Here is a 12,679-nt window from a genome sequence, read left to right as displayed (position 1 = left end):
TTATTTAGACATTGTGACGGGTTGATTTAGACTACAAGAATGACTTATCTTTACACTTATGAAACACTTAACCATACTGGTACCCGACGGCGAGAATAATTTAAGCAGTATTGTGGGAGCTTATAAAATATTAAGCCGGGCTAATGCCTTCCGCAAGGAGGTTTTCAAAATAGAGTTGGCAGGTATTTCCCCAACTATCAATTTTCACGGCGGGCTGTTCAGCGCGCGTCCGCATAAACACATTTCGGAGATCCAGCGCACCGACCTCATAATCATTCCTTCATTGAATCATAATTATCAGGAATCTACTGCCGTAAATGAGAAACTTATTAACTGGATCGGCAGCCAATACCGCTGTGGGGCTGCGGTGGCCAGTATTTGTACGGGGGCATTTTTGTTGGCAGCTGCCGGGTTGTTAGATGGCAAAAACTGCTCGACTCACTGGACCGCCGCTGATGATTTCAAAAGGCTTTATCCAAAGGTTAACCTGCAAACCGATCTGCTTATTACTGATGAATATGGGCTTTATACAAATGGGGGCGCCTATTCATTTTTGAACCTCATTCTTTACTTGGTTGAAAAATATTATGACCGGGAAACAGCGATATACTGCGCCAAGATTTTCCAGATAGAGCTGGACCGAAACAGTCAATCAGATTTTATCATCTTTCAGGGCCAGAAAAAACATGGCGATGAAATGATCAAAAAAGCTCAGGAATATATTGAACAAAGGCCTGATGAAAAAATAGCGATCGAATCATTGGCAGCTAACTTTGCCATTGGCCGTCGCAACTTTGATCGTCGTTTTATTAAGGCAACCGGCGTTACACCTACCGAATATGCACAGCGTGTTAAAATAGAGGCCGCCAAAAAAGCTTTTGAGACCAGTCGCAAAACGGTTACCGAAGTTATGTACGAGGTTGGCTATGCCGATCAAAAAGCCTTTCGTGAAGTTTTCAGAAAGATAACAGGGCTCTCGCCGCTGGAATACCGTAGCCGTTATAACAAAGATGCCGCATAAACAAACAGGAAATGATAAGGATGAACTTATCTGTAACTTCTGGTTAACGCCCGTCATCAATTCCGGTACCGTAAAATATTATTCTTATATATTCTAAACAGTACACATATACGGCTGTTATAATTAAATGGCGAAATCTAAAGGTAGCCTGGCGTGGCCCGCTGTTTGGGCATTGGCTGCAGGCGGCATGGTAGGTGGTGGTATTTATACGGCTTTAGGGGTAGTAATAGCAGTTGCCGGTGAATGGGCATGGCTTAGCTTTTTAATCAGCGGAATATTAGCTTTTTGTACAGCTTATAGCTATTGTGAACTTTCTGTTCAGTTTGATGAAAGCGGAGGCGCTTTCAGGTTCATGCGCGAAATTAACAAAAATGGTATAGCAGGCAGTTTATCATGGCTGCTTATCATAGGGTATATTTTAACAATTTCTGTTTATGCATTTGCTTTTGGGCATTACCTGTCATATGCCTTAGGCACCAGCACCCTAATAACAAGGGCATTTGCTTTGGCAATTGTAGCGTGCATGGTTGGTTTAAATTTATTGGGGGTAACCAAAACCAAAAATGTAGAGATCATAATAGTACTGGTCAATCTGTTAGCATTAATAGCCCTTGCTATAATAGGTATGATGCATTGGGACAGTATACAGCTTACTGCGGGCATTGAACCCAGACCCTGGTGGAGCGCAAGTATAGGAGCCGCGAGTATTTTTATGGCGTACGAGGGCTTTCAATTACTTACTTACGAGTATGATGAAATAAAAAATCCCAAAAAAATATTAAAACCCACTATTCTGTATGCTGTATTTTTTGTCATTATTATTTATATCCTGGTTGCATTAGGTGCTACCATGCTGGCCGGCGCAATTGGTTTAATTGACCAAAAGCAAGTTGCTTTATCTGTAGCAGCCCGGCAGGCAATTGGCTGGCCAGGATTGCTTGTTATGACAATTGCAGCTGTGTTTGCTACCGCGGCGGCTATTAACAGCACGCTGTTTTCAACATCTAATCTTAGTAAACGCGTTGCTGACGACGGGGAGCTTCCATCCTTTTTTGAGCATACCAACAGCAAAGGAATTCCTGACAGATCTGTAATTTTAATTGGTATTTGTGCAGCTGTTTTAGCTATGATCGGCAAGCTCTCTACGCTTGTGGAGGCGGCCAGTTTGGTTTTTATCTTCACATTTGGCGCGGTAAACGTTATAGCCGCATCGAGAGTTAAAAAGTCAGTTAAATGGATACCTGTTACCGGCTGTGTACTCGCATGTTTGATTGGTCTCACTCTGATAGCAAGGCTTGCTATCATATCACCCGTCCCTCTTGCCATTCTGGTGTTCTTTATTGTGATAATTATATTTTTCAGGCCGCTCCTACTTAAAAAAACAAAATGATAATGAAGCGTAATTTGTTTATCTATATTTTTATTTCGGCTTTTATCTGTTGTAAATCGGAGCGTAATCCTACTACACAGATAAAGGTAATTAACGCCCTGCAAGACGTAGAAAAAGTGGAAGTCACCGTAAAATGCGAGAACCGGGAAGCCGTATTTTACCCGCAGTTTGGCACCGATCAGTCTTTTAAGGTCTTGCCATCAGGCATGGCCAATATTGATGTTAAAGCTGACGGCAAGTTAATTTTACACAAAGAATTTGGTTTAGGGAATGCAGGGAAATACACCTTCCTGTTAGAAGGTGTACCCGGCCTAAGTAAAAAAGTGAATCAGCAAACATTTAGTGATAAACTACACACTGTTTTTTCAGGTGCGGAGAGCTCTCAGCCCAATAGTTTCCTGCCGCGTATTATACTTATACGCGATGTTACAAAAGTTAAAAGCGGACAAAGTAAGCTGCGATTTATAAATGCGTTTGCAGGAGCCGAACCCTTAACCCTGACAATTACAGATAAGAATAACGAAAAAATTAATTTTACACAGGCATATCCCGCCATGGGAACTTTTAAACCTGTGTCGGCAGGTGTATATCACCTACAATTAAAATTTTCAAATGAGCAGCATGCCGTTATCGACGAGAATACCAATTTAAAGCAGGGATATTTTTACACCGCTGTTTTGACCGGTGATATTATAGGAAATAAGCGTGCTAAGCTTTTACTGCTGGAAAACAAATCTGAAAATCAGTAGTGTAAGCTCAATTTAATTATTGCATAAGCGGTATTGCTCTTTTTAAAAGCATTGTTAGTTTGTGGTGTAAATTGGATTATAAATATTATCAGACCCGAAACTGAAAATAATACTTGGCTAATCAAAAAAACATTCCAAAAAAAAGCATCCTCTAATTAGAGGATGCTTCACGAGTAATTTTTATATAGAGATTAAGCTACTTTTACATTTACCGCATTGGGGCCTTTTCTGCCCTCTTCTACATCGAACTCTACACTATCATTCTCGCGAATGGTGTCTATTAGTCCGGTTACATGAACAAAAAGTTCGCTGCCACCATTACTTGGTGTGATAAATCCGAATCCTTTTGACTCATTAAAAAATTTTACTGTTCCTGTTTGCATTATATTTTATTTAATTATTTTGATAAAGGTAATGTTTTTATTTGACATAATCGTAATTATTTAAATTACAGGCAAATATAAACGTGTAATAATAAGTAGTGCATTAGTATATATTGCGTTATTATTTATCGGCGTAATTTGTAAACTGTACCTTAATTTTATAATGGCAGGGTAAAGTAAAAGGTAGACCCTTCATGAGGGGCGCTTTCAGCCCAGATATCACCATCATGAATTTTTATGATCTCGGCACTCAGATATAACCCGATGCCGAAACCTGATATATGCCTGGTTTGCTGCGACTCTGCACGGAAGTAACGATCAAATACCCTGATCGCGTCATCAGCCGGTATTCCCATCCCCTCATCCTTTACGCTAATCTGTACCTTATTATCTAAAAGCCGGCAATTTACAAATATGGACGTTCCTTTTGGAGAATACTTAACTGCGTTACTTAGTAAATTAGAAACCACAGATCCTATCTTATCCCGGTCAGCATGTACCACAGCATTGTCACAAAGCTCCATCTTTATTGTATGGGTAGAAACAAACATTTCCTGTTCGGCTATTACTTCTTTAAGCAGTTCATCAATATTAAAGTCTTGTTTTTCTATCTGCAGCTTCCCTGATTCAAGCCGGGATATATTTAAAAAGCCGTTGATCATGGTGCCCATTTTTTTTGTTTGCATGCTGGCTTTCTCCATAGCATTTTTAAGGAACTTATCCTCGCCGGTGCGCAATTTTAGATAAGCCACCTGTATAAGCGCCGACAGGGATGTTAATGGTGTTTTTAATTCGTGGCTCACCATGCCAATAAAATCATTTTTCCGCTGTTCATCGCGTTTCTTTTCGGTAATATCCCTTGCTATTTTTGATACACCTATAATGTTCCCTTGTGCATCACGGATGGGTGAAATAGTTAACGATACATCTATCTCGTTCTTTTCCTTACCTATTCTTTTGGTTTCAAAATGTTCTACCCGCTCTCCGGATTTCAGGCGTGATATAATCCCCGGTTCTTCATCCCAGCGCTCTTCCGGTATTAATTTCATGATCGACTCGCCAATCATTTCAGCCACTGTATAGCCGTACATTCGCTCGGCGGCCTTGTTCCAACTTGTTATAACACCATCAAGTGTTTTGCCAATAATAGCATCATCTGATGATTCAACAATGGCTGCAAGTTTGGCACTATGTTCTTCCGCCTTTTTTATATCTGTAATATCCAGTGTGATAATAAGCGCTGCGTATACTTCTCCATCCTCGTTACGTAAGGGCACATAATCAATTCGAAAATACCCGCCGGTACTGTTTTTTTGTTCCTGAGTAAATTGTTCGCCATTTAAAACACGTTCAAATAATGGTTTAGAGGCGGCATAACTTTGTGGTGTATTTAGCGCAGCTGCGTATTTGCCTGCATAATTATCTTCAGTATAACCCATTTTCGCTTTCATGTCTCCCTCTACACTCAGGTAACGATGCTCCTTATCTATAACTATAATTAAGGAGTTGGGGATATTAACTGCAATAGAGCGGAATAAATGCTCGCTTTTTCTAACCTCCTCCCTGCTCTTTTCCAATTCCTCATTAGTTGCCAGCATTTCCTCATTAGCGGCAGCTAACTCTTCGTTAGTCGCGGTAAGTTCTTCATTAAGGGCCTGTGTTTCTTCCTCACTTTTGGCGAGCGATTGCGTACGTTCAATTATTTTTTGCTCCAGCGAATCGTTTAACAGGGCCAGCTCGTCCTGCGCGCTTATCAACTCCTCGTTTATTGATATCAACTCCTCATTACTGGCCTTTATCTCTTCATTAGCCGCGGTAAGTTCCTCATTAAAAGCCGCGGTTTCCTCTTCCTTTAGCTGCAGTTTATTTGTTAACCGGTCTTTCTCCTTAATATCGGCAATAACCCTTAAGTAGGATAACACAGCAATTAAAATGGCTAAAAGGACAGCAAAAACAATAACATATGGGGCCACCATAACATACCTGTTTAAAACCCGGAGCCTTTCACGTAACAAACTACGTTCATTATCTTCTGCTTTGGCTATAGCTCTACGCAAAGTATCCATTGCAGCTTTGCTTTGCTCAAGATCCGTTGAGGTGATGGTCAGGCCTGATTTCCTTTTATTGATCAACGCCTGTAAAATATTCATTCGTTGGGTAACAATATTCTGTATTTCGTTTAGTTGCTGTTGCTGTTGAACATTGTCTTTTGTTAATGCTTGCAAATGCTTTATCAGACCAAGGGTTTTATTGTAAGCGCCATTATAAGGCTGCAAAAATTGCCTTTTATCGGTAAGCAGATATCCCCTTTGACCGGTCTCCGCATCTTTCATCACGGAAATGGTGTTCTCCAGTTCGCTGATAATAATATTACTGTGTGTTACCGCTCTGTTACTCTGTAGTAAATTATTGAGCGTTATGTACGAAAACACACCTACAAGTATTAAAATACCTACGGAAAAGCCATAACCAAGCCTTAAATTTCTACTGAATCTCATGATGACGGAAAAATCATACAATTGGGGGAATTGTGGTTGCTAAAGTTAGGAAATTTAAAAAGTTAAGCAAATGTGACAGCATATGCATTAATAAAATTAGACGTCTGCTTTACTAAGTTTTATAAGAACTTTTATAGCGGATAAATGTTTATAAAAAAAACAAATGGAGAATTATTTTATAACTGTAAGTAAGGATAAGAAAACGCATTGCTTTGAGGTGGGTGAATACCTGCATCATGACGGTGAACGTTGTAAAGTGCGCGTATTTGAAAATGGTACAATGGTTGCCAGTTTTGAACCGGATGAGCATCAGTGTCTGCATATATGTAAAAATCCGGGTGGCGTGGACGAAGAGATATTGCATTTGCTGGCAGACCAGATAGAGGCTCACCATCCGCACGGTATAAATAAGAATTTAAAAGAAAAATAGCTATGAGATCAATATGGAAGGGCTCAATAGGGTTTGGGCTGGTTAGTATTCCGGTTAAATTGTATTCTGCGGTACAAACATCATCTCTTGATCTGGATATGCTGGACAGTCGCGATCACGCGCACATTAAATTCCAGCGGGTTAACGAAAACACGAAAAAAGAAGTACCCTATGCCAAGATTGTTAAGGGCTACAAATATGATGACGACTATGTTATTATTGAGGATGCAGATTTTGAAGCAGCCGCGCCTGAAAAAAGCAAGGTAATAGAGATCGAAAATTTTGTGGACATCGAGTCGGTAAATCCCATGTTTTATGAAACATCATATTACACTGAGCCGGAGACAAAAAATAATAAAGCCTATGCCCTGTTGCTGGAAGCTTTAAAAAAATCCGGTAAGGCAGGTCTGGCACTTTTTGTTTTACGGAGTACAGAGAGTTTATGTATAGTTCACCCTGTAGATAAGGCAATTGTGGTTACACGTATTCGTTTTGAGCAGCAAATACGCGATCAGGGCGAACTGAAGCTGGATAACGATGTAAAAGTGAGCAAGAAAGAATTAGATATGGGCCTGGCGTTAATTAACCAATATGCCGAACCACTCGATCTGTCCAAATACAAAGATGAATACCATACCGAACTGATGAAGATAATAGAAGCAAAAGCTAAAGGTAAGCGCCCTACAATCAAAAAATTAAAACCCAAGAAAACAACCAGCAACGATCTGTACGATCAGCTGATGAGCAGCTTACAGGTAAAAAAAGGCGCATAAGTATCTTTCCACACCCAAATGCTCTGAAATATTTACCTTTTTAAATTATTTGTACCTTTGGAATTTGACAGAGCTTGTCTTAAGTAAGGCTTATATTCATTGCGAAGACGCCGCTCTTATCCCGGCAGCATGTTATAATGCCCTACAGTTTTTCGGCAGCACCTTTTAGTGAATTTCAATTTCGGAGCTGCCTTATATGAAGTTATCCGCCCTGCGGATCAAAATTTATTTAATCTATGAACCAAACTTTCGACAGTATTTTTCTTGGCAACACTTTATTAGCATGGGGTATAAGTATCCTGATATTTATTGGCTGTATCATTCTTATTAAAGTTTTTAAGGGTGTAGGGCTATCTCAGTTAAAAAAATGGGCTGCGCGCACAACTACTACTATTGATGATTTCCTGATCGAGACCATCGAAAAATCAGTAGTGCCCCTGTTGTATATAGCGGCATTTTACTTTGCTGTTAATACGCTCATAATACCAGCCTCAATTACTCGCATACTGCATGTGGCCTTTTTATTCGTAGCTACCTATTTTGTACTTGGAATTATCACTTCATTTATAAAGCACTTTGTATTCTCGTTCATAAAAACCCAGGATGATGCCGAAATAAAACAGAAACAAGCCCGTGGCTTACTTATTATTCTGAATGTTGTGGTTTGGATAATGGGCTTTATTTTCATTATCAATAATCTGGGTTATGATGTAACTACCCTTATTACCGGTTTGGGAATAGGCGGTATTGCTATAGCATTGGCAGCACAAACTATACTGGGTGACCTGTTCAGCTATTTCGTGATCTTCTTCGACAGACCATTTGAGATAGGCGATTTTATTATCGTTGACGATAAAATGGGCGTGGTTGATTATATAGGCATAAAAACCACCCGCCTTAAAACCCTTAACGGCGAACAACTAATATGCTCCAACACCTTTTTAACCAATGCACAGGTACATAACTATAAAAGGATGGAAACGCGGCGTATTGTTTTTAAACTGGGTGTGCTTTACCAAACTCCCTATGCACAGGTAAAAGAAATACCCGAAATGGTTAAAAACATTATACAAAGCAAAGAGCAGGTTCGGTTTGACAGGGGACATTTCTCGGGCTTTGGAAACTTCAGCCTGGATTTTGAATTTGTATATTACATTGAAGGGTCTGACTATACGCTTTATATGGATAAACAACAGGAAATTTACCTGGATATTTTCACTGCTTTTGAAGCAGAAAAAATAGAGTTTGCCTACCCTACACAAACCTTATTTTTAAACAAAGACACCACCTTAGAGAACAATAGTAAAATGGAATAAAGATCTGTTTCAATAAAAGAAAAACTCCTTTGATCCATATAAAGGGGTTTTTTATTATCTATAAATATAGGCAGATCAAATACACACACCCCCAATATTTACCATATCATCCTTCAGATTTACTTCAATATCAAAAGCTATATTTGATAAAAAAACAATTGAAATTACTTATTATAGAAGACGAACAGGGTCTGCGCGAAAACATTACTTCTTATCTTAACGAAGATGGTAACATATGCGAAGGGTGTGGCAATTGTACCGATGCTATAGACAAATTAGCGGCCTATAATTATGATTGTGTTTTATTGGACATCGGTTTACCTGATGGCGAAGGCTTTGCCATATTGGAATACCTTAAAAATACCAGAAAAAATGAAACCGTATTGATTATAACTGCCCGTAATTCGCTTGATGATAAGATAAAGGGCTTGTACATGGGTGCCGATGATTACCTGACCAAGCCATTCCATTTGGCTGAATTAAAAGCGAGGATAGCCGCAATTTACCGGAGACAAAATGCTAATAGTAACAATAATCTGATTTTCAATGAAATTATAATAGATTTAAACGGGCGGACTGTTAGCGTAAATCATACTCCGATTATACTTACGCGCAAGGAATATGATATGCTACTCTACTTTATTGCCAATAAGAGCAAAGTAATATCAAAAAGTGCAATTGCCGAACACTTGTGGGGTGACGAAATGGATATGCATGATAATTTTGACTTCATCTATACGCATATTAAAAATCTACGGAAAAAACTTATTGATGCTAATTGCAAAGATTATATCAAGTCGGTTTATGGTATAGGCTATAAATTTGCCGATGCATGAAATTAGCAGGCCATTATAATAAAGCAAGCATCATTGTATCTGTTTCGGTATTAATAACCGGTGCAATTATCTACTTTTTTGTGATCAATTATATAGCCCGCAGACAATTTGACAGCGACCTTTCTGAAGAAGTATCTGAAGTTTTAGCCTATATTAATTACCGTCACCACTTACCTACCCGGACCGATTTTGACGAAGATGAGGCAACTTTTGTAAAAACCGGGCTGAAAAAGATGGACACCTACTTTTTTGATACCGTTTATTATAATACTAAACAAAAAAGAATTGAAGACAGGCGGGCGGTAAAGGGTTTACTACGCTACAATAATCAAAATTACCTGTTCACCATATCTGTTTCCAAGGAAAGCACGGAGTATCTGATCCAGATCATTACGCTTATAACGCTTGCATTAATGACCCTGCTCCTGATTATTCTGTTTATTACCAACCGGTATATTTTAAACGACCTTTGGAAGCCATTTTATTACACTTTAAATAAAATTAAATTATTTAACATCTCTGATGATTCGGAACTGCAATTTCAAACTAATAAAGTTGATGAATTCAGGGAGATGAACAGCGCGGTGGCTGAAATGTCTATACGGGCAAAAACTGATTTTCATAACCTTAAAAGTTTTACTGAAAATGCATCGCATGAAATGCTTACTCCTCTTGCAGTTATAACTGCAAAACTGGATACTCTTATACAAGACGAAAGATTAAACGCAGAGCAACTCACACATATAAATGATATTTACGCATCTATTAATAAATCAACCAGGCTCAACCAATCACTTCTTTTATTAGTTAAAATTGACAACAGTCTTATTAAAGATGATGAGGTTTTTAACCTGCAAGAAGCTGTAAATGAAAAAATACAGCAATTTCAGGAATTGATGCAATCTAAAAACATCAGTGTGACCACACACCTGCAGGATAGGGTAATAACAGCAAGTAAATATCTTACAGATATTTTATTAAATAATTTATTCAGCAACGCTGTAAGGCACAACAATATCAACGGGCAATTACATATAATACTGTCCTCAAGTCAATTCATCATAAAAAACACGGGAGATATTACGCCACTTGATAATAACAGTGTGTTCGATCGATTTTTAAAAGGAAAAAATTCGCAAGGGACCGGACTTGGACTTACGCTGGTAAAAAGCATTTGCCTGTATTATAAATTCAACATTACCTATAGTTTTAAAAACAGCATGCATGCTTTTATAATTGATCTGCCTGTTGCTACTACCAATAACTAATCTTCAGATTCTCTACAGAGTTCATTAATAATTTTGATTGATACCTTATCAATCATATTAAATTAATGAAAACCGTTTTATTTGTCCTGCTGATATTTTTTACTACATTAACAGTCAGAGCGCAAGATAATTATGAGATACAGGTATATGCATCACCTACGGTTGATAAAGGCCGAACCATGGTGGAGTTGCATAGCAATTACACGATAAGCGGAAGCAAAATTGCAGATAGCTACGGACAGCTACCATCAAACCACGTAGTACACGAAACAATAGAAATAACTCATGGCTGGACAACCTGGTTCGAAACCGGATTTTACATTTTTAACTCTATAGGTAATAACGGAAGAACAGCTTATGTAGGATCGCACATACGCCCACGCGTCGCAGTTCCGGATAGCTGGAAATGGCCCGTTGGCGTAAGTTTATCTACCGAATTTGGATTTCAAAAAAAGGAGTTTTCTCCAAACACCAGCACTTTAGAGATCAGACCCATAGTTGATAAAAAATGGAATAAATTATATTTAGCTTTAAATCCAACGGTGGAAAAAAGCTTTGCCGGACCAGATGCTAACCAGGGATTTATTTTTTCGCCTAATGTTAAAGGCAGCTACGATGTAAGTAATGTTGTAGCTTTAGGTGTGGAATACTATGGAAGCACCGGGCGCTTTTTTCATTATGATCCCTTTCAGCAACAAGAGCATCAGGTGTACATAGCTACCGATCTGAATTTTGATCCAAACTGGGAATTCAACGCAGGCGCAGGTTATGGATTTACAAAAAGTACCGATAAAGCAATTATTAAGTTGATACTCGGCAGAAGATTTTAGGCCATTTTCATTCCCCGTCTTCCCCAAAAGTAATAAGCTATAGAGGTGGGTATAAAGATCACGTTGAGCCAGGCCTGCCAATCCCACGTAAACTGGTTGTTTACATGAGTAATTCCACCTGTGTTTGATTTAGGAAGCCAATTTAAAGCCTCGAAACTAAAATCCAGAAAAAGCGCGGTTATAAAAATACAAACGGTTAGCGTAATTAGTAAAAACCACATCGTTTTAAGTCCGTAATACCTGCGGTAAACCATCAGCATAGGCACAGTTACCAGGTCGGCCAAAATAAACGCGATGACACCGCCAAAGGATATGCCGCCTTTCCATAATACAGCCGCCATCACTATATTACCTACAGAGCATACAAACGCCAATATGGCTATTATTATACCGGCTACAGCATTCCAGGCCAGTACAGCAATATGTGGTAAAGAGCTATTATCTGTTAAAAATAAATTCTTCCAGAAGCTATCGGGTACCAGCACCATTAACGCAGATGCAATAGCAACGCCGATGAGGATGTCTTTACCTACCATCAGTACATCCATATAAAAATACCCGGCGGCTTCTTTCAACTTCGATTTAAATCCGGCTTTGCTATGTTGATGTGAAGAATGATCGTGATGCATGTGTTGGTGGTCGTGCCCTTTCATTTCCCGCTTTTCGCTTTCATGCATTTCCTTTTGCGCCTCTTTTTTAACCTTGGACGGATACACCCAGGCAATAAGTAATGAAGATATGATGATAAAGAAGATACCCCCTACTATTTCACCTGCTACAAATGACCATCCCAAAAGCGAAACGATAACGATAAATATCTCGAACACCAGGTTGGTACTGGCTACCATAAAAGCCACCGCATTTGACCATGTTGCACCTTTTAATAATAATGTACGCGACATGGATGCTGCCGCATACGAACAGGAAGAGGATATGGCTCCAAAAAAAGAGGACATTCCTACTGCGGCAACATTATTCTTTCCGAGCCGCGAGGCAATACTTTCGGTAGATATAAAGGCCCTGATAATTGACGACAGCATAAAACCAAATGCCAGCCCCCAGTAAATATCCCAGGCCATGTGTAAAAACTCAACAGGTACTTGTAGAATTTTATCCATGTTAATTAAAACAGGTTTAGTTAGATTTGGTTTTAGCACGCATGTTAACATCATAAAAAAACGCCTT

At 39.0% G+C, this 12,679-nt stretch carries 12 protein-coding genes; 9 read left to right on the top strand and 3 right to left on the bottom strand.

Annotation, left to right across the window (positions count from 1 at the left end; all coding sequences use genetic code 11):
* Nucleotides 1-58 precede the first annotated feature (58 nt).
* From I5M19_RS06390 to I5M19_RS06380, 3 genes are all read left to right on the top strand, one after another.
* Nucleotides 59-1,021, top strand: coding sequence for a GlxA family transcriptional regulator (locus I5M19_RS06390; protein ID WP_200065373.1), 963 nt, complete (start codon nucleotides 59-61; stop codon nucleotides 1,019-1,021).
* A gap of 127 nt (nucleotides 1,022-1,148) precedes the next feature.
* Nucleotides 1,149-2,411 (top strand): APC family permease, encoded by a 1,263-nt coding sequence (locus tag I5M19_RS06385; protein WP_200065372.1) that lies wholly within the window; start codon nucleotides 1,149-1,151, stop codon nucleotides 2,409-2,411.
* 2 nt (nucleotides 2,412-2,413) lie between these two features.
* Nucleotides 2,414-3,160, top strand: a complete 747-nt coding sequence (locus tag I5M19_RS06380; RefSeq protein ID WP_200065371.1) for a DUF4397 domain-containing protein — start codon at nucleotides 2,414-2,416, stop codon at nucleotides 3,158-3,160.
* 191 nt (nucleotides 3,161-3,351) lie between these two features.
* On the opposite strand, the gene I5M19_RS06375 is transcribed toward I5M19_RS06380, so the two are convergent.
* Together I5M19_RS06375 and I5M19_RS06370 are read right to left on the bottom strand one after the other, a co-directional pair.
* Nucleotides 3,352-3,543, bottom strand: a complete 192-nt coding sequence (locus I5M19_RS06375; RefSeq protein WP_200065370.1) for a cold-shock protein — start codon at nucleotides 3,541-3,543, stop codon at nucleotides 3,352-3,354.
* A gap of 158 nt (nucleotides 3,544-3,701) precedes the next feature.
* Nucleotides 3,702-6,041 (bottom strand): PAS domain S-box protein, encoded by a 2,340-nt coding sequence (locus tag I5M19_RS06370; protein ID WP_200065369.1) that lies wholly within the window; start codon nucleotides 6,039-6,041, stop codon nucleotides 3,702-3,704.
* A gap of 163 nt (nucleotides 6,042-6,204) precedes the next feature.
* Between I5M19_RS06370 and I5M19_RS06365 the strand changes: the two genes are divergently transcribed.
* The 6 genes from I5M19_RS06365 to I5M19_RS06340 all read left to right on the top strand — a co-directional run bounded on the left by I5M19_RS06365 (nucleotide 6,205) and on the right by I5M19_RS06340 (nucleotide 11,494).
* On the top strand, nucleotides 6,205-6,471 hold the full coding sequence (locus I5M19_RS06365) for a hypothetical protein (RefSeq protein ID WP_200065368.1): 267 nt from the start codon (nucleotides 6,205-6,207) through the stop codon (nucleotides 6,469-6,471).
* A gap of 2 nt (nucleotides 6,472-6,473) precedes the next feature.
* Nucleotides 6,474-7,244 carry a non-homologous end joining protein Ku gene (gene ku / locus I5M19_RS06360; RefSeq protein ID WP_200065367.1) on the top strand — a complete coding sequence of 257 codons (771 nt, stop codon included), beginning with the start codon at nucleotides 6,474-6,476 and terminating at the stop codon, nucleotides 7,242-7,244.
* Nucleotides 7,245-7,480: 236 nt separating this feature from the next.
* Nucleotides 7,481-8,560 carry a mechanosensitive ion channel family protein gene (locus I5M19_RS06355; protein ID WP_200065366.1) on the top strand — a complete coding sequence of 360 codons (1,080 nt, stop codon included), beginning with the start codon at nucleotides 7,481-7,483 and terminating at the stop codon, nucleotides 8,558-8,560.
* A gap of 158 nt (nucleotides 8,561-8,718) precedes the next feature.
* Nucleotides 8,719-9,396 (top strand): response regulator transcription factor, encoded by a 678-nt coding sequence (locus I5M19_RS06350; protein WP_200065365.1) that lies wholly within the window; start codon nucleotides 8,719-8,721, stop codon nucleotides 9,394-9,396.
* A complete protein-coding gene (locus I5M19_RS06345; protein ID WP_200065364.1) occupies nucleotides 9,393-10,664 on the top strand; it encodes a sensor histidine kinase in 1,272 nt (423 codons plus the stop codon). Before I5M19_RS06350 ends, I5M19_RS06345 begins: the two co-directional genes overlap by 4 nt.
* Nucleotides 10,665-10,729: 65 nt before the next feature.
* Nucleotides 10,730-11,494: a hypothetical protein gene (locus tag I5M19_RS06340; RefSeq protein WP_200065363.1), complete on the top strand. Its 765-nt coding sequence runs from the start codon at nucleotides 10,730-10,732 to the stop codon at nucleotides 11,492-11,494.
* Here I5M19_RS06340 and I5M19_RS06335 read toward each other — a convergent pair.
* Complete coding sequence (locus tag I5M19_RS06335) at nucleotides 11,491-12,612, bottom strand: permease (protein ID WP_200065362.1); 1,122 nt, start codon at nucleotides 12,610-12,612, stop codon at nucleotides 11,491-11,493. The genes I5M19_RS06340 and I5M19_RS06335 overlap by 4 nt on opposite strands.
* Nucleotides 12,613-12,679 lie beyond the last annotated feature (67 nt).

It is taken from the genome of Mucilaginibacter segetis, from assembly GCF_016522075.1.
GTDB classification, from domain to species: domain Bacteria; phylum Bacteroidota; class Bacteroidia; order Sphingobacteriales; family Sphingobacteriaceae; genus Mucilaginibacter; species Mucilaginibacter segetis.
The sequence above is the reverse complement of the archived record's forward strand: the minus strand, read 5'-3'. Positions and strand labels throughout refer to the sequence as shown.